Origin of the sequence: Proteus sp. G2300 (assembly GCF_009915965.1) — a bacterium.
GTDB classification, from domain to species: domain Bacteria; phylum Pseudomonadota; class Gammaproteobacteria; order Enterobacterales; family Enterobacteriaceae; genus Proteus; species Proteus vulgaris.
Map to the genome: position 1 here is coordinate 270735 of NZ_JAABNK010000005.1, position 20165 is coordinate 290899.

The 20165-nt window shown below is 37.9% G+C and carries 17 protein-coding genes and 1 other RNA gene; 11 read left to right on the forward strand and 7 right to left on the reverse strand.

The genetic code is table 11. The features are described from left to right. Positions 1-49 precede the first annotated feature (49 nt). Both GWI97_RS03485 and GWI97_RS03490 read left to right on the forward strand, forming a co-directional pair. The gene (locus GWI97_RS03485; RefSeq protein ID WP_373369203.1) at positions 50-424 is read left to right on the forward strand and encodes a ComEA family DNA-binding protein; all 375 of its coding nucleotides are present in this window, start codon (positions 50-52) and stop codon (positions 422-424) included. 248 nt (positions 425-672) lie between these two features. Continuing rightward, positions 673-1077: an acyl-CoA thioesterase gene (locus GWI97_RS03490; protein WP_036932875.1), complete on the forward strand. Its 405-nt coding sequence runs from the start codon at positions 673-675 to the stop codon at positions 1075-1077. 149 nt (positions 1078-1226) lie between these two features. Here GWI97_RS03490 and queC read toward each other — a convergent pair whose 3' ends face one another. Continuing rightward, complete coding sequence (queC, locus tag GWI97_RS03495; protein WP_161751840.1) at positions 1227-1925, reverse strand: 7-cyano-7-deazaguanine synthase QueC; 699 nt, start codon at positions 1923-1925, stop codon at positions 1227-1229. A gap of 157 nt (positions 1926-2082) precedes the next feature. On the opposite strand from queC, the gene GWI97_RS03500 reads away from it, so the two are divergent. The 5 genes from GWI97_RS03500 (at position 2083) to amtB (ending at position 8000) form a co-directional block, all read left to right on the forward strand. After that, positions 2083-2544 carry an Lrp/AsnC family transcriptional regulator gene (locus tag GWI97_RS03500; RefSeq protein ID WP_036911686.1) on the forward strand — a complete coding sequence of 154 codons (462 nt, stop codon included), beginning with the start codon at positions 2083-2085 and terminating at the stop codon, positions 2542-2544. A 56-nt stretch (positions 2545-2600) separates the two neighbouring features. Further along, complete coding sequence (locus tag GWI97_RS03505; RefSeq protein ID WP_036932873.1) at positions 2601-4346, forward strand: SmdA family multidrug ABC transporter permease/ATP-binding protein; 1746 nt, start codon at positions 2601-2603, stop codon at positions 4344-4346. Next, positions 4333-6120, forward strand: a complete 1788-nt coding sequence (locus GWI97_RS03510) for a SmdB family multidrug efflux ABC transporter permease/ATP-binding protein (protein ID WP_036932871.1) — start codon at positions 4333-4335, stop codon at positions 6118-6120. The genes GWI97_RS03505 and GWI97_RS03510 overlap by 14 nt, the downstream gene beginning before the upstream one ends. Before the next feature lie 236 nt (positions 6121-6356). Then, complete coding sequence (locus GWI97_RS03515; protein ID WP_036932870.1) at positions 6357-6695, forward strand: P-II family nitrogen regulator; 339 nt, start codon at positions 6357-6359, stop codon at positions 6693-6695. Positions 6696-6707: 12 nt separating this feature from the next. Then, positions 6708-8000 (forward strand): ammonium transporter AmtB, encoded by a 1293-nt coding sequence (amtB, locus tag GWI97_RS03520; RefSeq protein ID WP_036932869.1) that lies wholly within the window; start codon positions 6708-6710, stop codon positions 7998-8000. Positions 8001-8042: 42 nt separating this feature from the next. Here amtB and tesB read toward each other — a convergent pair whose 3' ends face one another. Continuing rightward, the gene (gene tesB / locus GWI97_RS03525; RefSeq protein WP_036932867.1) at positions 8043-8918 is read right to left on the reverse strand and encodes an acyl-CoA thioesterase II; all 876 of its coding nucleotides are present in this window, start codon (positions 8916-8918) and stop codon (positions 8043-8045) included. Positions 8919-9239: 321 nt separating this feature from the next. On the opposite strand from tesB, the gene ffs reads away from it, so the two are divergent. Next, an RNA gene (gene ffs / locus GWI97_RS03530) (signal recognition particle sRNA small type) lies at positions 9240-9336 on the forward strand. 354 nt (positions 9337-9690) lie between these two features. Here the strand turns inward: ffs and GWI97_RS03535 are convergent. From GWI97_RS03535 to GWI97_RS03550, 4 genes are all read right to left on the reverse strand, one after another. Then, positions 9691-9894 carry an HHA domain-containing protein gene (locus GWI97_RS03535; protein WP_006535062.1) on the reverse strand — a complete coding sequence of 68 codons (204 nt, stop codon included), beginning with the start codon at positions 9892-9894 and terminating at the stop codon, positions 9691-9693. A 46-nt stretch (positions 9895-9940) separates the two neighbouring features. Next, positions 9941-10303 carry an Hha toxicity modulator TomB gene (gene tomB, locus GWI97_RS03540; RefSeq protein WP_036932865.1) on the reverse strand — a complete coding sequence of 121 codons (363 nt, stop codon included), beginning with the start codon at positions 10301-10303 and terminating at the stop codon, positions 9941-9943. 633 nt (positions 10304-10936) lie between these two features. After that, the gene (locus GWI97_RS03545; RefSeq protein WP_036932863.1) at positions 10937-14086 is read right to left on the reverse strand and encodes an efflux RND transporter permease subunit; all 3150 of its coding nucleotides are present in this window, start codon (positions 14084-14086) and stop codon (positions 10937-10939) included. A gap of 14 nt (positions 14087-14100) precedes the next feature. Further along, positions 14101-15294: an efflux RND transporter periplasmic adaptor subunit gene (locus GWI97_RS03550; protein WP_036932862.1), complete on the reverse strand. Its 1194-nt coding sequence runs from the start codon at positions 15292-15294 to the stop codon at positions 14101-14103. A gap of 124 nt (positions 15295-15418) precedes the next feature. On the opposite strand from GWI97_RS03550, the gene acrR reads away from it, so the two are divergent. From acrR to mscK, 3 genes are all read left to right on the forward strand, one after another. After that, positions 15419-16063 (forward strand): multidrug efflux transporter transcriptional repressor AcrR, encoded by a 645-nt coding sequence (gene acrR, locus GWI97_RS03555; protein WP_036932861.1) that lies wholly within the window; start codon positions 15419-15421, stop codon positions 16061-16063. A 28-nt stretch (positions 16064-16091) separates the two neighbouring features. After that, complete coding sequence (locus GWI97_RS03560; protein ID WP_072069368.1) at positions 16092-16445, forward strand: DsrE/DsrF/TusD sulfur relay family protein; 354 nt, start codon at positions 16092-16094, stop codon at positions 16443-16445. A 125-nt stretch (positions 16446-16570) separates the two neighbouring features. Next, positions 16571-19993, forward strand: coding sequence for a mechanosensitive channel MscK (mscK, locus tag GWI97_RS03565; protein ID WP_087802978.1), 3423 nt, complete (start codon positions 16571-16573; stop codon positions 19991-19993). Here the strand turns inward: mscK and rsmS are convergent. Next, a complete protein-coding gene (rsmS, locus tag GWI97_RS03570) occupies positions 19990-20157 on the reverse strand; it encodes a pleiotropic regulatory protein RsmS (RefSeq protein ID WP_072024184.1) in 168 nt (55 codons plus the stop codon). The two genes, mscK and rsmS, sit on opposite strands and share 4 nt — an antisense overlap. Positions 20158-20165: the final 8 nt, after the last annotated feature.

The following is a 20165-nucleotide window of genomic DNA, read 5'->3' on the forward strand; positions in this document are numbered from 1 at the left end:
AATACTGTTTGCTATTGAATTTAAAATTATTTTATAAAAGGAAATTATGATTATGACGATGGATAAAAAAACATTATCAGGATTTATGGCTTCAATCTGTCTTGCTTTAGGATTAGGACTTTCCCCCCTTTCTTATGCAGAAGAGACGCCTGTTTCAATACCAACCATTTCTATTGAAACGAGTACATCCGTTGATAAAGAAGCTAAAGAAGTAAAAGCCAATGTAGAAGGTAAGGTTGATTTAAATACAGCGACGGTTGATGAGTTAATGACACTTAAAGGCATTGGTAAAGCGAAAGCTCAAGCTATTATTGATTACCGTGAACAACTAGGTCGATTTACTTCTATTGAACAACTCGAAAAAGTATTTGGTATAGGAATGAAATTAGTCGAACAAAATCGTGATTCTATCGTCATAAATTAATAGGCTAGATTACACTTTATATTGAATGTAGTGCATTTACTGAAAATATAAATATCGATTTAATAACCTGTGTTTCTCTTTGTAATAAGGGAAACACATTTACATCAATTTGATTCGTTAAAAGAGGTGAAAGATAAAAGAGTGAGTTTAAAACATTACTAAATTTATTTTTTTGACTATATTAACTGTATCGCAAAGAAACGTTATCAAAAAAACTTACTATAATAATCAAGAGGTAATGGATTTATATGAGTACATTAATTAAAGTTTATGGTTTTCATTTAGATGTTTTTGAACATGTAAATAATGCACGTTACCTTGAGTTTTTAGAACAGGCTCGATGGGATTGGATTGAACAACATTTAGACTTTGCTTGGTTTAAGCGTAATGGCTTAGCGTTAGTGGTTGCTAATATCAATATTAATTATCGCTTACCTGCAAGCCTTGGAGATGAATTACTTATTGATTGTGAAGTTGCTGAAGTTGGGATTAAAAGTGGTGTGCTATCTCAAAAGATAGTGAGAAAAAAAGATGGTGCACTTATCTCTGACGCATTAATCACATTTGTTCTTGTTGATATTAATACTAAAAAAGCACTGACATTAACGGATCAATTAAGGGAAAAACTAGAATATGTACGTCAGTCATCATAATACAGCGTAATTTTTCATTATAAATAAAAGTAATGCGCTCAATATGAATTAATTTAACATAATTTAAGGCAGTGATAATGCCTATTTAGTTATCACTGTCTTAGCGAGTAAGTTGCAGTGATAACGATAAGCGGGCGATATTATAGTATTTATTTCAATCCTATCTTCTGTTTCATTGCCTGCATAATTAGCGTTTTATCGGCTAAATAGGTGCTTAATCCGCGTTGTCTTAAATGGCAAGCTGCGCATTCACCACAACCATCACCTTGAATACCGTTATAGCATGTTAAGGTTTCATGACGAACGAAATCTAATTTTTGATAATAATCCGCTAATGCCCAAGTTTCTGCTTTATCTAGCCACATTAGGGGGGTGATAAATTTAATATCACGTGCAATACCTAAATTGACCGCATGATTTAGCGCTTTGACAAACTCATCACGACAATCAGGATAGCCAGAAAAATCAGTTTCACAAACGCCAGTAATGACACTTTTAGCCCCAATCTGGTAAGCGTAAATGGCGGCTAAAGTGAGGAAAACAATATTTCTACCTGGGACAAAAGTACTTGGAATATCACTTTTTTCACTTTCTTTGAAATCAGGAACAGGTATATTGTCGCGAGTTAAGCTACTGATAGCGAGTTCATTGAGTAAATTTACATCCAAAACTTTATGCGCAGTTGCCCCCAGCAATTGACTTACTTTTTGTGCTACCTCAATTTCTTCTTTATGACGTTGTCCATAATTAAATGTAATGCAATGTACTTCATCGTACTTTTCTTTTGCTTGAATAAGGCATGTTGTCGAATCTTGTCCACCACTAAAGACAACGACCGTTTTTTTCATCGGAATACTCCTGAAAATTGAATTTACATAAGGATTAGTACGCATAAAAGTACATATATTATGACAATTTATTACCGATTTATCATTAGATGATTACTCTTATAGTCAGGGGCAGGTTATCATTATTTTTGTAGGGGCATATTTTGAAGGAGTATCTATGTTAGATAAGATTGACCGTAAATTATTAGCGCTGTTACAGGAAGATTCAAGCCTCTCACTGAATACTTTGGCTGAGGCTGTTAACCTAACCTCAACACCTTGCTGGAAACGATTGAAACGACTTGAGGATGAAGGGTATATTCGTAAGCGAGTTGCTCTACTTGATAGCGAAAAAATTGGGCTAGGTCTAACAGTTATTGTTATGATTAGAACACAGCAACATAATAGCGAATGGTACGAACAGTTTGTTTCATTTGTTAAGCAAATGCCAGAAGTACTGACATTCTATCGAATGGCGGGTGAGTGTGATTATCTAATGCATGTTGAAGTGGTAGACATGAAAAGTTACGATCTGTTTTATAAGCGTATGGTTAATGGTGTACCAGGCCTTATTGACGTGACTTCTAACTTCGCAATGGAAAAAATTAAATACACAACGGCAATGCCGATACCTGAATAAGGTTCATCTTTACCAACTGGCACTTTTATTTTTTGTATAACCTTAGGATTTAAGGCGTGGCTCTATTTTCACAGCTCAGTTGGTATTTCCTCAGTGAATGGCGTCGTTATGTCGGTGCTATTTTCTTATTGATGGTTATCGCAGTATTACAGGTGATCCCGCCTAAAATTGTTGGGATCATTGTGGATGGTGTCGATAACCATAATCTGTCGTTTAGCCAAGTAATGAATTGGGTTGGCGTGATGGTGTTAATTGCTATTGCGGTTTATCTTTTGCGTTATTTTTGGCGTCTTTGGTTATTTGGGGCCTCTTATCAATTAGCTGTAAAGCTACGAATGCAGATTTATCAACAGCTTAATCAGCAATCTTCCTCTTTTTATCACCGCTATCGCACTGGTGATTTAATTGCACGTACCACGAATGACGTCGATAAAGTCGTTTTTGCTGCTGGCGAAGGTGTTTTAACTTTAGTCGATTCAATGGTGATGGGACTTGCTGTACTTGTGATGATGAGCATCCAGTTAAGCTGGGAACTCACTTTAATTTCACTGTTACCTATGCCATTAATGGCAATGTTGATTAAACGTTATGGTGATAAATTACATAGCCGTTTTAAAACCGCACAGGCACTTTTTTCTTCATTGAATAATCAAGCTCAAGAAAGCCTGAGCAGTATTCGCATGATCAAATCATTCGGGCTTGAACAACAGCATGCCACTCGTTTTGAGGATGTTGCAAAAGAAACGGGGCGACAAAATATGCGTGTCGCAAGAATTGATGCTTTGTTTGACCCCACCATTTTTATGGCGATCGGTTTTGCTAATTTATTCGCCGTTGCTGGCGGGAGCTATCTTGTACTCAATGACAAGATGACACTAGGTGAATTAACCAGTTTTGTTATGTATTTAGGGCAAATGATTTGGCCTATGTTGGCGCTGGCATGGATGTTTAATATTGTTGAACGTGGTAGTGCAGCTTATAGCAGAATTAATAGCTTATTGAATGAGAAACTCGATATGATTGATGGTGATTTATCACCAAAACAAGGCCGAGGTGTATTATCGGTTGATATCGAGCGCTTTCAGTATCCTGAACAAACGACTGAGGTGCTGAAAAATATTCATTTCATCTTATCCCCTGGTGATATGTTGGGAATTTGTGGAATGACAGGAAGTGGTAAAAGCACACTGCTTACTGTTATTCAACGACTTTATGATGTGACAGAAGGGGAGATTTGTTTTCAATCCATACCTATTTATCAATTAAAACTCGATGAATGGCGAGCACGTTTAGCCGTGGTTAATCAAACACCTTTTTTATTTTCAGATACCATTGCAGGAAATATTGCACTAGGACGTCCTAATGCAACCAAAGATGAAATTGAAGCAGTGGCAAAACTGGCGAATATTCATGACGATATTTTACGTTTACCTGAAGGGTATCAAACACAGGTAGGTGAAAAAGGCGTGATGCTATCCGGTGGGCAGAAGCAACGTATTTCTATTGCGCGAGCACTACTTTTAGATGCGGAAATCTTGTTATTAGATGATGCATTATCTGCCGTTGATGGGCAAACTGAATATCAAATTTTACAAAATTTGTCGCAATGGCGAAAAGATAGAACGTTGATTATCAGTGCACATCGTTTATCTGCTTTGGTCGGCGCCACTCATATCCTAGTGTTAAAACAAGGTGAAATAGTAGAACAAGGTACGCATCAACAACTAATATCAATACCTGGTTGGTATCAAGATATGTACCATTATCAGCAATTAGAGGCTGCGCTGGATGACGATGAATAAAAATAAATCCGTTAAAGCGCTATTCCCTGCATTAAAGCGCCTGTTAACTTATGGTAAAACTTATCGCAAACCTATGACATGGGGTGTCATTATGTTGTGGCTCGCGGCTGTTGCAGAAGTGGGTGGGCCATTAATTGTGGGTTATTTCATTGATGCGAAAGTGGCTACGAATAATGTTGAATTAGTCTCTTCATTAAGTTTGGCATTGGCATTTATTCTCTTACAAATAATTGCTGCTGCTCTTCACTATTATCAGGCGATTGTATTTAATTATGCCGCGGTCGGTGTTGTGCAACAATTACGCACTGACGTAATGAGTGCGGCGCTAAAACAACCTTTAAGTGCTTTTGATAATCAGCCAGTAGGTCAATTAATTTCTCGTGTAACAAATGATACTGAAACAATTAAAGATTTATTTGTTAACGTATTACCGACATTATTCCGCGCCATTGCGTTAGTGGTTGTTATGTTAATTGCTATGTTCTTATTAGAGTGGCAAATGGCATTAGTGGCGATGACTATCTTTCCTGCCGTTATTGGTGTGATGATGCTTTATCAGCGACTCAGTACACCGATAGTCCGTAATGTGCGCCATTTTCTTGCCAATATTAATGATGGTTTCCATGAAGTCATCAATGGGATGTCAGTGATCCAGCAATTTAGGCAACAAGCTCGATTTGGTAAAAGAATGTCTGATGATAGCTGGCAACATTACCAAGCTCGTATGAAGGCATTAAAACTCGATGGTCTGTTATTACGTCCTTTGTTAAGTATGCTCTCTGCATTGGTTTTATGTGGCTTATTGATGCTATTTGGTTATCAAGGCAGTGCTGTTATTGGTGTTGGGGTCATTTATGCGTTTATTAGTTATTTAGGACGTTTAAATGAACCCTTAATCACACTGACATCTCAACAGTCTATTTTGCAACAAGCAGTTGTTTCAGGTGAGCGAGTGTTTGAATTAATGGATGCACCTTTGCAACATTACGGTTCATCATCACATATCATTACTCAAGGTCATATCGATGTTAATTCCCTATGGTTTGCCTATCGCGATGAACAATGGGTATTAAAAGATATCAATTTAGCCATTCCTGCGCGCCATTTTGTGGCATTCGTTGGGCATACTGGAAGTGGTAAGAGTACGTTAGCAAGCCTGTTAATGGGAAATTACCCTTGGCAAAAAGGGAATATCTATTTAGATGGCCAACCTTTAGAGGACTACTCTCATTATGCGTTGCGTAGTGGTATTGCCATGGTGCAACAAGATCCGGTCTTATTGTCCGGTTCGTTACATGACAACATTACATTAGGGCGAGAATATGACGAGTCACGTCTATGGCAGGTGTTAGAAACAGTACAACTCGATCAATGGGTGAACGCATTACCTCAAGGATTACAAACAGAACTCGGTGAACAAGGTAGTCGATTATCAGCGGGGCAAAAACAATTACTTGCATTAGCTCGTGTATTATTACTACCACCTCGCATTCTTATACTTGATGAAGCAACAGCCAATATTGATTCAGGAACAGAACAAGCCATACAGAAGGCATTAAAAGTCGTAAGAGAGAAAACAACCCTAATTGTTATTGCCCATCGGCTTTCTACGATTATTGAAGCTAATGAAATCGTGGTGCTTCATCGTGGTGCAATTGTAGAGCAGGGTGATCACGCGAAATTGCTCTCACAAAAAGGGCGATACTATAATATGTATCAATTACAGCAAGTCAGAGAGTCTTTACAAGAACAAGCTCCTGTTGAAGTAGAATAATTGACTTAAAATTAACATCTGATTTTTTAGAGGGCACATAAAAATTATGTGCCCTTTTTTATTTTCCCGACTATTTTGCTTTTATCAAAATAGTCGGCTTATTGTTGCACCAATACGGTGAATTTATTTATTTTATTTTTTGATGATTTAATTTTCTTTTTAAATATCAATGTATTAATAGTTGGCATATCTTTTGCTCTATAAACGTTGTTCTTTCTCACATCGACGAGGTTTATATGAAATATATCATTGCCATTATTAAGCCATTTAAATTAGAAGAGGTCAGAGAATTACTTTCTGAGTTAGGTATAAAAGGGATGACAATTAGTGAAGTAAAAGGATATGGACGGCAAAAAGGGCATGCTGAGCTTTATCGAGGAGCTGAATACGAAGTTAATTTTCTCCCTAAAGTAAAAATAGAACTCGCTGTCTGCGATGAACAACTAGAGCCTGTTATGCAAACGATCATGCAAGCGACAGACACCGGCAAAGTGGGAGATGGCAAAATTTTTGTTTTGGAATTATTGCAAGCTGTTCGTATTCGTACGGGTGAGTTTGGTGATGAAGCACTTTAAAGGAGAATTTTGATGAAAAGCTTATTTTCTTTATTATTAATGTTAGTGCTTACAAACTTTCCTTCATCAGCACTTGCCACTGAAGTCACTGTAATTGATAACGCGGACAATGGTTTTATGTTGATATGTACTGCGTTGGTCTTTTTTATGACTATTCCTGGCATTGCCTTGTTTTATGGCGGATTGCTGAGAAGTAAAAATGTACTTTCGTTGATAACACAAGTGATGATGATCTTTAGTGTTGTGGTCATTCTTTGGATAACGTTCGGTTATAGTTTGGCTTTTACTGCAGGTAATAAAATTTGGGGTGGGTGGTCACTTACTTTCTTGAATAATGTTTCTCTAGGATCTGTTTCTGGTTCAATTAATCAATATGTTCATATTGCCTTTCAAGGCTCTTTTGCTGTGATAACGATTGCATTGATTGTTGGAGCACTGGGTGAACGTGTCCGTTTTTCAGCATTGGTAATTTTTACGGTTATTTGGTTCACGTTTTCTTATATCCCGATTGCTCACATGGTATGGGGAGAAGGCGGCTGGTTAATTGATGATGGAGCACTCGATTTTGCCGGAGGAACAGTGGTTCATATCAATGCCGCTATTGCAGCCCTTGTTGGTGCTTACTTACTTGGAAAGCGTCGTGACTATCAACATACAGCACTTAAACCGCATAATTTACCGATGGTATTTACAGGAACGGCTGTACTTTACATTGGTTGGTTTGGCTTTAATGCCGGCTCTGCTGGTAGTGCAAATGCGATTGCGGCATTAGCATTTTTAAATACGGTAATCGCAACGGCAGGAGCTGTACTTTCTTGGACTTTATCTGAATGGTTAGTCAGAGGAAAACCATCGATGCTAGGCAGTTGCTCTGGTTGTATTGCTGGGCTGGTGGCGATTACGCCAGCAGCTGGTACTGTTGGTGTTATGGGGGCGTTATTTATTGGTGTAACAGGTGGAATTATCGGACTTTGGGGCGTTGTTATTTTAAAACGGTGGTTAAAAGTTGATGATGTTTGTGATGTCTTCGGTATTCATGGTACTTGTGGTATTGCGGGATGTTTGTTAACGGGGGTATTTACGGCTTCATTTTTAGGGGGAGTGGGCTATAGCGATGGCATGACATTAAGCAAGCAAGTTTTAATACAGTTAATGAGTGTCGTTATTACGGTGATTTGGTCAGGTGTTGTGGCTTATATTGGTTTTAAAATCGCAGATAAGCTGGTGGGATTACGTGTTTCTGAAGAAGAAGAGCATGATGGGTTAGATTTAACGTCTCATGGTGAAAGAGCTTATCAGCAGTAATTGTCTATTCCCCCTCTTTTGAGGGGGGAATATGCTGATTTATTATTTTGTATGCTTAGGGCGTTTTTGGCGAATAACCCCTTCTTGAACAGATGAAGCAACTAACTGACCATTTGTATTAAAGAATTTCCCTCTAACAAATCCTCTTCCTCCTGATGCTGATGGGCTTTCAATCACATACAGTAACCAATCATCAATACGAAATGGACGATGAAACCACATGGAATGGTCAATTGTGGCCACTTGAAGGCTTGGATCCATAAATCCTAAACCATAAGGTTGAAGTGCCGTAGGTAAGAAGTCAAAATCAGAAACATAACCTAACATATATTGATGTAGAAATGGATCTGATGGCATGTCGCCACGACTACGATACCAAACATAGCGTTCTGCGGGGGCTTTAGAGTAGCCAAAAGGGTTAAAGTATTGCACTGGGCGTGCTTCAAAAGGCGTTTCTCGTAATGCTAAAGATTTAATGGGTTCTGGTAATTTAGGAGCCATTTTTTTCAAAATATCATCTTGAGAGATAAGCTCATTGGGAAACGGAACATCAGGCATTGTATCTTGATGTTCAAAGCCCTCTTCAAACTCTTGAAAAGAAACTGTCATATAAAAAATGGGCTTACCATGCTGAATCGCACTGACTCTACGAGTACTGAATGAACCACCATCACGAATAAACTCTACGTCATAAACAATGGGTTTATGGCTATCACCAGGACGTAAAAAATAGCTGTGAAAGGAATTGATATAGCGGTTATCTGCTATTGTTTGTTTTGCTGCGTACAGCGCTTGTCCTACAACTTGTCCACCAAAAACTTGAGGTAGCCCTAAATCTTCGCTTTGCCCTCTAAATAGGCCTTCTTCTATTTTTTCAAGTGCCATCAAGTTGATGAGATCTTTTAATGCCTGACTCATAGTGTACCTGTACCATTAGATCGGGTTATTTTTTATAAAGTGATTATATACAATCCTAAGAATATAAAAAAATAATCTCCTTTTTATCTTAGATCTCAACCTAATGTTTTATGAACATAGTTGATGAGATTATTATTTATTAGCTTATTGAATACGGTCTGATGGATTTATGAGAGGCAAAAAGAGTGTTAAAGGCTATTAAATAAGAGATAATCCTTGATTTGGGTAATTAATCATCACTTAGGCTTACTGTCCTTGCTATTTTGGCGAGATTAAAACATAATGCGTGTCGTCTTAGCAATAAGGCAATCTATGGGGTCTTGTTGGTTCTCCCGCAACGCTAACTTGTTAACTCGGTCAGGTCCGGAAGGAAGCAGCCATGGCAGGTGTCGCGTGTGCCGGGATGTCGCTGGCAAGGCCCCACCCAATTTTAACCCTCTTAAATTCGTACCCTCCTATTTTTTATCTCCAATAATAGCATTTTTTGCATGTTATATTTTCTTGCGAATATCAATATCGTCTATATGGGAAATAATAAATTTAATGTATTGATGCGTCATTTGAAAATGAATGATGATATTTGTAAATGGGGTATTTTGGGTAAAATAGTGCTGTCATGCCGTAATAAGTTAACGGCATGATGGTGTGTAATCATTCTACTGATAAGAAAACGTGAATAAAAAAACGATATCTAAATTAAGAAATAATAACCCTACTATAATAAAAAATAAAAATAGCAAAAATAAAATTAAGCTAATTAAATAGTGCTAGATTATCTTACGAACTTCCAAACAGAAGCTGGAATTTTGTCATAGAGCTTATTCATAGTCAGTTCAGCCAAACGATGATCAGCTGCTGAATAAAACAGCTCTAGTTCATCATCAGAGAGCTCATATTTGTTTTTTTCAATTACTCGCTCTAATGTTTCGATTGAGGTACATTTTCTTAAACGCATTAGATAGTCTGTCTTAGTCATGTTGTCTTTTCTCTATTATTTCAAATAAAACTAAAGATAATTAAATTTACTTAATATAACTTTTGGGATTTTTAGCAATAAGAGTTAAAAGCGAATGGTTTAACTCTTTCCAATTATTGATATCTGTGTAAGAAATTGAAGTATTACCAAATAAACGATATGTCTCTTCAAGGTACTCTTCCATAAGAGTATTAATTACTTGTTTATCTGGATGTTTTATCTTAAATTTCCAACTAAAGTCCATAATGTGTTCAATTAAGACATTGAGGTCAACACTTTTTGTGCTACTCAGATCATTGTGCCAAACAGTGTTATTTTTATCTAAAGAGTCTAAAGCTTGCTGTAATAGCTCCTCACATAAAAACGACAATTCAGCTAAATCTACTTTTTCTGGTGAATATTCGTCCATAACTTATCGTGGGTGAATTAATAGGAAATATTCATTAATAATGGTAAATACGTAGAATGAACAATTATTAATGAGACATATCACATAATTCATTAATGGATTAATAAAAAAAACATAAACTTAAAATCAGGTATTTATATTTACCTGTATGCTAAAAGCGTTTAATAATTATATTTATTATTTCTAACAAAGTAATAGCATATCGAAAGGCGATATCAAACACTCGATTGCATACATGAGAGTTTAAAAATGACACAATAAAATGTTTCTTTGCTTAATATAGCACTATTATCGCATAAGTCACTATCTGAACAACAGAAATTTGTCTATTTTCGTAAAAATTAAGAAATCCCAATCAAGATGATCATTTTTTAACATCATGATTATCTTTATTTTTATTGGTGTTTACATGTTTAAGCGTGTAAATGAGGTATATTTACTGTTGTTATTTATAAATAACAGTATTGTTTGATTTTGACAAAAAGTCATATATAAGAAAAAAAATAAAATGCGTTTATTGATTAAAGGGATATTTTTTTTAAATAATATACTGAGAGAAGTTTTCATTTTAAACGATATATCAATAGATAAAGAAAAAGGCCACTTACGTGGCCTTTTTGTATTCACAACAAATTAGTGTGAATTACTTGGATGCTCTAAATCTTCATTTTTCTTCGTAAATCGTCTACGGATCACGACGAAGAAAATAGGAACGAAATAGATAGCGAGGGAGGTTGCGGCAATCATACCACCGAATACACCTGTACCTACAGAGTTCTGTGCACCAGAACCCGCACCATTACTTAATACAAGGGGAATAACCCCTAACATAAAGGCCAGAGAGGTCATTAGAATTGGACGTAGACGCATTCTAACAGAGTCTAACGTTGCTTCTATGAGTCCTTTTCCTTCTTTTTCCATCAAGTCTTTGGCGAATTCAACAATCAAGATTGCGTTTTTCGCCGATAACCCAATGGTTGTTAAGAGCCCAACCTTAAAGTAAACGTCGTTCTCAAGACCCCTTAATGAGGTTAATGCAAGCGCACCAATGACACCCAGAGGGACGACTAACATAACGGAGAAGGGGACTGACCAGCTTTCATAAAGAGCAGCAAGGCAGAGGAATACGACTATCAAGGAAATGGTATACAGCGCAGGCGCTTGGTTACCAGATAAACGCTCTTGATATGACATTCCTGTCCATTCGTAACCGATACCACTTGGTAATTTACTTGCGAGATCTTCCATCATCAGCATTGCATCACCACTACTTTGACCCGGTGTTGCACTACCTTGAATTTGGACAGCAGGTAAACCGTTATAACGCTCTAAACGTGGAGAGCCATATAACCAAGGATCTTTACTTGTATCAATGAACGATGAGAATGGAACCATCTGACCGACATTGTTACGAACATAAAGATTACCGATATCTTGTGGCAACATACGGAATTGTGATTCAGCTTGAACATAAACTTTTTTAACACGACCACGGTCGATAAAGTCGTTGACGTAGCTGCCACCAAACATGGTACCTAATGTTGAATAGATATCGCTAATTGCAACACCTTGAGCTTGCGCTTTTTCTAGATCGATATATAGACGATACTGTGATGTATCTTCCTGACCATTAGGACGTACACCCATTAACATTTGAGGTTGTTGTGCCGCCATTCCGAGTAATTGATTTCGCGCTTCCATGAGTTTTTCATGGCCGAGGTTAGCTTTATCGACTAACTCGAATTCGAACCCCCCCGCAGAGCCTAACTCAACAATCGCTGGAATATTAAATGAGTAAACAAAGGCTTCTTTAATTTGAGATAATGCCATATTGGCACGACCTACAATTGCCGGAACCTTGTCTTCATCTGCTTTACGTTCATCCCAATCATTCAATACCACGAAGACTAGACCCATATTTTGCCCTTGACCACCGAAGCCGAAGCCACTTACGGTAAAGACGGACTTAACGAGTTCTTTTTCATCAGTATTGAAGTAGTCATTTACTCTTTCTAATACGTCTTGAGTTTGTTCCTGTGTAGAGCCAGCAGGTAACTGAACCATTGTCAGTAATACCCCTTGGTCTTCTTCAGGTAAGAACGATGCGGGTAAGCGGATAAACATTAACGCCATGCCCACGACTAATAAAACGTAAATTAATAAGTAACGACCAGTTCCACGAAGAGTACGGGATACACTGTCAGTATAGTGATGGCTACTTTTTTCAAAGGTACGGTTAAACCAACCAAAGAAGCCAGTTTGCACACCATGACTGCCTTTGGGTACAGGCTTTAACATTGTTGCACAAAGTGCAGGTGTTAAAATCAATGCAACGAAAACAGACAGGATCATGGCTGATACGATGGTGATCGAGAACTGACGATAGATAGCCCCCGTTGAACCACCAAAGAATGCCATTGGAATAAATACCGCAGAAAGCACAAGGGCGATACCGACCAGCGCACTTTGGATTTGCCCCATAGATTTACGAGTTGCTTCTTTAGGTGACAACCCTTCTTCTTGCATAACACGTTCGACGTTTTCTACTACAACGATGGCATCATCCACCAGAAGCCCGATGGCAAGAACCATTGCGAACATCGTCAAAGTATTTATCGAATAACCAAACGCCGAGAGTATGGCAAAAGTACCTAATAAAACAACCGGTACTGCGATTGTTGGGATTAACGTAGCTCGGAAATTCTGTAAGAACAGATACATAACTACGAATACCAGCATGATGGCTTCAATAAGCGTTTTTACCACTTCGAAAATAGAGATCTTAACGAATGGCGTTGTATCATAAGGATAAACGACCTCTAATCCCGCAGGGAAAAATGGTTCCATTTCAGCTAATGCAGCACGTACAGCCGTTGCGGTATCTAATGCGTTGGCCCCCGTTGCTAACTTAATACCAATACCAGAAGCAGGTAGGCCATTAAAGCGAGCAATAGTACTGTAGTTTTCAGCACCCATTTCAACAATACCGAGATCTTTTAGCTTAACCTGCGAACCGTCAGTGTTGACTTTCATTAGGATGTCGCCAAATTGCTCTGCGGTATTAAGTCGAGTTTGAGCAATAATAGATACGTTTAAACGCTGACCAGGAACAGGAGGGGTGCCCCCTAATTGACCCGCTGCCACTTGGTTATTCTGTGCTTTTATTGCACCAATAACGTCAAGCGTTGTCATGTTATATTTTACTAGTTTATCGGGATCTAACCAGATACGCATTGCGTATTGGGTACCAAATAACTGAGTTTCACCCACACCAGTAACACGGCTTAACGGGTCTTTAATTGTTGCACCTACATAGTCTGCGATATCATCTTGTGACATTGAGCCGTCAGCAGAGATGAACCCCGCAACCATCAAGAATGAACTTGAGGATTTATCAACACTGATCCCTTGTTGTTGCACTTCCTGAGGTAATAACGGCATAGCAAGTTGCAGTTTATTTTGCACCTGTACTTGCGCGATATCAGGATCAGTACCTGCTTCAAAGGTCAGAGTGATATTCATCATACCGGCTGAATCACTGGTTGCAGACATATACACCATATTATCGATACCATTCATATTTTGTTCGATAACTTGGGTAACAGTGTTCTGCACAGTGGTGGCGTCAGCACCAGGATAAACCGCAGAGATAGAAATCGCTGGCGGTGCAATCGTTGGATACTGGGCAACAGGCAGTTTGATGAGTGCCAGAAGACCTGCGAGCATGGTAATTATCGCAATTACCCACGCAAATATCGGTCTATCTATAAAAAACTTAGGCATGGATCACCGACTCCTTATTGAGGATTCTTAGCTGGCTCAGTTTGTTCAGGTGATGGCTTTGCATCTAAATTTTCCTCTTGAGGCGTTACTGTCATTTTGGGTTTTGCTTTTTGCAATCCAGAAACGATAACGCGCTCACCCGCCTGAACACCACTATTCACTAGCCATTTATTACCAACAGCTTGTGACACATCAATGGTACGAACTTCAACAACATTGTCTTTATTAACAACCATTGCTGTTGCATCCCCACGAGCTGTACGAATAACGGCCTGCTGTGGGATCAAAATTGCATTTTGACGAATACCATTTTCTAATTTAGTACGGACAAACATACCTGGTAATAATTCACCATTGGGGTTAGGTATGATAGCACGCATCGTAATTGAGCCTGTGGTTTCATCAACAGTCACATCAGAAAATTCTAAATGACCTTTCTGTGCGTAAGCTTGCCCATTGGTCAATGTTAAATGAACAACAGGTTTACCTTGTTCTTGACGGATAACACCACTTTCAATTTCATTTTTAAGTTTCAGGTAATCTTCACTCGATTGTGTCACGTTGACATAAATCGGATCGATTTGCTGAACAGTGGTGAGTGCCACTTGTTGACCTGGCGCGACAAGTGCGCCTTCAGTCACAGTAGACTTACCTGAGCGACCTGAAATGGGCGCAGTCACTTTTGTATATTCAAGATTAATCTTTGCTGTCGTTACAGCAGCTTCACCTGCTCTAACGGCCGCAACAGCTTGCGCATATTGAGACGTTGCAGTATCAAAATCTTGTTTGCTGACATAGTTTGTACCCAGTAGAGGCTTATAACGCTCCACAGTGAGACGAGCTATTTCAGCATTAGCTTTAGCTTTCGCTAATTCAGCTTGCGCACTATTTAACGTTGCTTCAAAAATAGCTGGGTCGATTTGGTACAAAGATGTACCTGCTTCTACATAGCTACCTTCTTTGTAATTGCGGTTTAAAATAATGCCGCCAACTTGAGGGCGAACTTCAGCAATACGGAAGGCTGATGTACGACCTGGTAGATCAGTGGTGATTGTCAGAGATTGCGCTCCTAAAGTCACAACACCGACAGCCGGTGCAGGAGGTGGACCCCCAGCAGACTGTTTAGCTTTGTCGTCACATCCAGCAAGAACCAAGCTGCCTGATAGCACTAACAGAGCCAGAGGCAAAACCCCTCTGTTTTTTCGCATAAGAAAACCTCTATTCAAACGTTGTTTCCCGGGATAAAAATAATTAAGTTGATGATTGATTGCGATGTATAGTACAAACATACATGAATGTATGTAAATTAACTTCAGTCAAAATCGAGGAATAATGGCACGAAAAACTAAACGACAGGCACAAGAGACAAGACAGCAGATAATTGATGCTGCACTTAGGCTGTTTACTGTGCAAGGCGTTTCTGCCACATCACTTTCAGATATTGCCACCGCTGCCGGTGTTACTCGTGGTGCAATATATTGGCACTTTAAAAATAAAGTGGATTTATTTACTGAAGCGTGCGAACTCACCGACTTAAAAATAGAATCTTTAGAAATAGAGTATCAAACAAAATACCCAGATGATCCACTATTTGTATTAAGAGAATTGCTTATTTACATATTGACATCGATTGTCGAAGATCCTAAACATAATGCACTTTTGGAAATATATTTCCATAAATGCGAATTTGTCGGAGAAATGACACCAATTGTTGAAATTCGTAGAGAATTGTGTGCAGCTGATTACTCTAGAATAGAGCAATCTTTATCTCGTTGTGTTGAAAAAAAACAACTCCCATCCAACCTTAATTTAAGAAGGGCCGCCATCATGTTAAGAGCCATGATGACTGGTCTTGCCGAAAACTGGTTATTTTCACCAGAAAGTTTTTCTATCAAAGATGAAAGTCAATATTTGGTTGATAGCTTTATTGATATGATAAAGCACAGTGCAAATATGAGAATATCTGCACCCTCTTAATCTATTATTAAACAAAAGGGAGACATTCATGAGTAAGGTATTAGTTATTGCTAATGGTGCGGCTTATGGTAATGAGTCATTATTTAACGCGTTGCGTTTATCTATTACATTAAAAGAACAGCACCCAGAAACTCAATTAAATATCTTTTTAATGTCGGATGCTGTTACGGGAGCTTTAGCTCGCCAACAGCCTAAAGAAGGTTATAACTTACAACAAATGCTGGAAATTTTAACAGCACAAAATGTTCCTGTTAAATTATGCAAAACATGTACAGATACCCGCGGTATCAGTGACTTACCATTAGTTGATGGTGCAGAGTTAGGCACATTAGTTGATTTAGCACAGTGGACGCTAGATGCAGATAAAATACTAACCTTCTGATCATTATTTCGGTTTCTCAGGCGAGAAACATCCAAGCAACTTGTTCTGTTTACACTGCCAATTTAACGTAATTGGATTATACTAATAAACAGTTTTTCAATATTAATTGAACAAGTTGCTTAATCATGCGGATACATACTTTTTTTTCTTCCTTTAATAATCGAATGACGACGATTGTCGCTATCACGGTTATTATTTTTATTCTTTGGTGCCTCTCCATCACCTCCGTTTTAGCTGCGGTTCCCACCAATTTACCTACTCAAGAAAATATTCAAAATCAGCTCAATTTATTAAACAAACGTAGCGAGTTAAGTGCAGAAGATAAATTAACTATTGCGGATTTAGAACAATCACTTTTATTACTTGATAATATTCAACAGCTAGAAAAAAAATCAGTAAATTATAATAAAACCGTAGAGCAACTACCTGAGAAACTGCGTAGTACGCAATATCAACTCAATCAATTAAAACAAAAAGTTGCCAATAAAGAAGTGGATGACTACCAAAAATCATTGGAAACATTACCATTAGCAACATTGGAATCACAATTAGAAAGTGTCTTGCAATCTTTACAAAAATCTCAAGATGATTTGGCTAATTACAGTAATGAACTTATCGTATTACAAACTCAGCCTGAAAGGGCGCAATCTATTTTATTTAATAATTCAGAAAGACTGCAACAAATAAGAACATTGCTGAATAAAAGTAGTGCAGATAAAGCGCAGATGCGACCTTCTGCTGTGCAGTTATTGCAATTAGAGCAATATTACCTTCAACAACAAAACAATTTTCAAAAGCGCACGCTACAGTCAAATGTGCAATTACAAAGCTTATTACAACTTCAACGTGACTATAGTTCTGCGTATATCGACCTTTCACAAGAACGTGCACAGTGGCTTCAAGAAGCCATCAGTGATAAACGCCTAGATAGCTCAGAAGAAACAGCGAAAGAAGCGCAAAGTACGGAGCTTGATAATCAAGCCATTAATAATGATCCCTTTTATTTAGCGCAAACAGAAATTAATAAGCGCCTTAGTGATAAGCTAATTGTTACAACACAAAATAATAATGAGTTAAATCGCCATAGTTTAATGGTGAAAAACCGCCTAGACAGAGCTATTCAATCTGAACGAAACCTAAAAGAACAAATTGATGTATTAAAAGGAAGTTTGTTACTTTCCCGAATTTTATTTGAAGAACAAGTTGATTTACCGGATGGTATTTTTATTAATAATTTACCTGATAAAATCGCTGATTTGCGGTTAGAGCAATTTGAAATTAATAAACAACGTGATCAGATAATACAACCCAATATCTATCTTGATCAGTTGATGCAGGAATACCAAACAGCTCATCCTGAAGTTACCGATCCTAATGCACTAAAAGAGTTACGTAGTGCATTAGAATTACTTGTTGATGCGCGTCGAGAGTTGCTTGATAAACTTAATAATCAATTAGGTAATCAAATTTCAGGTTCGATAAATCTGCAAATGGATCAGCAACAATTACGCAGTGTTGTAAGCTCTTTAGAAGGTACATTAGCACAACAGATTTTCTGGGTGAGTAGTAACAAACCTATCAATCTCAATTGGTTTTCAACGTTTCCTTCTCAAGCAGTGGCAGAATTTCAAAGTTTTAAATTGAATTGGTCAAATGAAAATCTGTTGATCGGGGCTAAGAAATCACTCCCTGTCCTTATTGCGTTGATTCTGTTTGGTTCAATACTGATTTGGCAACGTAAAAAACTAGATACTCAGTTTGAAAAGCTGAATGGGGATATTAATAAGCTCAATAAAGATTCTCAGCTACATACACCTCTGGCGTTAGGCATTGTTTTCCTAAAAACATTACCTCTTTCTTGTTTTGTTTTAGCGATTGGTTATTGGCTAATAAATAGTTTTAATGTGCAACAAGAATTTATCTGGTCTTTTGCTTGGCAATTTGCGGTATTTTGGCTGATGTTTGAATGGTCTTATCGTTTAATGTCTGATAATGGCGTTGCTGTAAAACATTTTAAAATCCCTGTAGAGCGAGTTCAGCAAAATCGTAAACGTTTATTACGTCTTTCTTTTCCTATGCTACCAATTATTTTGCTTTCTGCTTATGGTATTAATAACCCATTATTACTGGTGGGTGATGTTATTGGGCAATTGGTTGCGATTATTTCACTGTTTTGTATTAGTTTATGTGCGTTGCCATTTTGCCGTGAAATGTGGCAAGAAAAGGGCAATCATGTTGTTAGAACGGTTGTGATCACCCTATTAACGTTCTCGCCTTTAATTTTAATGGGGTTAGTGATTTTTGGTTATTACTATACGGCGTTACGTTTAGCAAATCGCTGGATTGATAGCTTATATCTGCTTATGTTGTGGTTCATTGCTTATCATGCCAGTTTGCGGGGATTAACCGTGGCGGCTCGAAGGCTTGCTTACCGTCGAGCTATCGAGCGTAGGCAAGCGATGTTAAAAGAAAAAAAAGAGAGCGAAGATAATAGCCTTGAGCCAATTCAAGAGCCACCCATGGATATGGAGCAAATCAATCAGCAATCATTAAGACTGACAACAATGATTTTATTTATCATTTTTGCGTCTAGCTTCTACGGTATCTGGTCTGATTTTATTACTGTATTTACCTATTTAGATGGTATCTCGCTCTGGAGTTACACTTTACCTACTGAGTTAGGCAATGTTGTCAAAGCTGTCACCGTAGCAGATCTCTTATTGTCTATTTCTATTATGGCAATTTCTTGGTTTTTGACGCGAAACTTACCCGGTTTATTAGAAGTATTAATTTTATCGCGCATCAAATTGCAACAAGGCGCTTCTTATGCCATTACGACCATTCTAACCTACGTTATTATTGCTATGGGTACTATTGTTTCTCTAGGAATATTAGGTGTGGCATGGGAAAAATTACAATGGTTAGCTGCTGCTTTAACGGTAGGGTTAGGGTTTGGTTTACAAGAGATATTTGCAAACTTTGTGTCTGGTTTAATCATCTTGTTTGAAAGACCGGTCAGAATTGGCGATACCGTTACTATCGGGAGCTATTCTGGTACTGTTAGTCGAATTCGAATAAGGGCAACGACTGTGACAGACTTTGATCGTAAAGAAGTGATTATTCCCAATAAAGCCTTTGTAACAGAACGTCTTATTAACTGGACATTATCGGATACAGTCACACGTATTATTATTCAGGTGGGGGTGGCTTATGGATCTGATCTTGATAAGGTCAAAGCTATCTTAATGAAAGCGGCAAAAGAGAATGCCAGAGTGATGACTGAGCCTGAGCCAGTCGTCTTATTCACTGAGTTTGGCGCCAGTACGCTAAACCACGATTTACGTTTTTATGTCAGAACATTAGGGGATAGAAGCATTGCAATTGATGAAGTTAATCGTGCTATTGATAAGCTTTGTAATGAAAACGACATTAATATTGCATTTAATCAACTTGATGTTTATTTGCATAATAAACAAGGTGATGAAGTACAAGAGATAAAACGCCCTCTTGATGGTTCAACACCTGAAACGAATCCCCCTTTGGCTTAATTAAGGGGAATATTTGTTGATTGTGCCGCCAATTTGTTTTCATAATCTTGGCGCACAATCTCAAGGGCTTCTAGTGCTGTTTTAGGATCAATATGGTGACTTTCAAGTAAATAGATAAGATCAACAGCCAACTGAACAGATTCTGGGGCTTCTTTTAAACTCATAATAATCG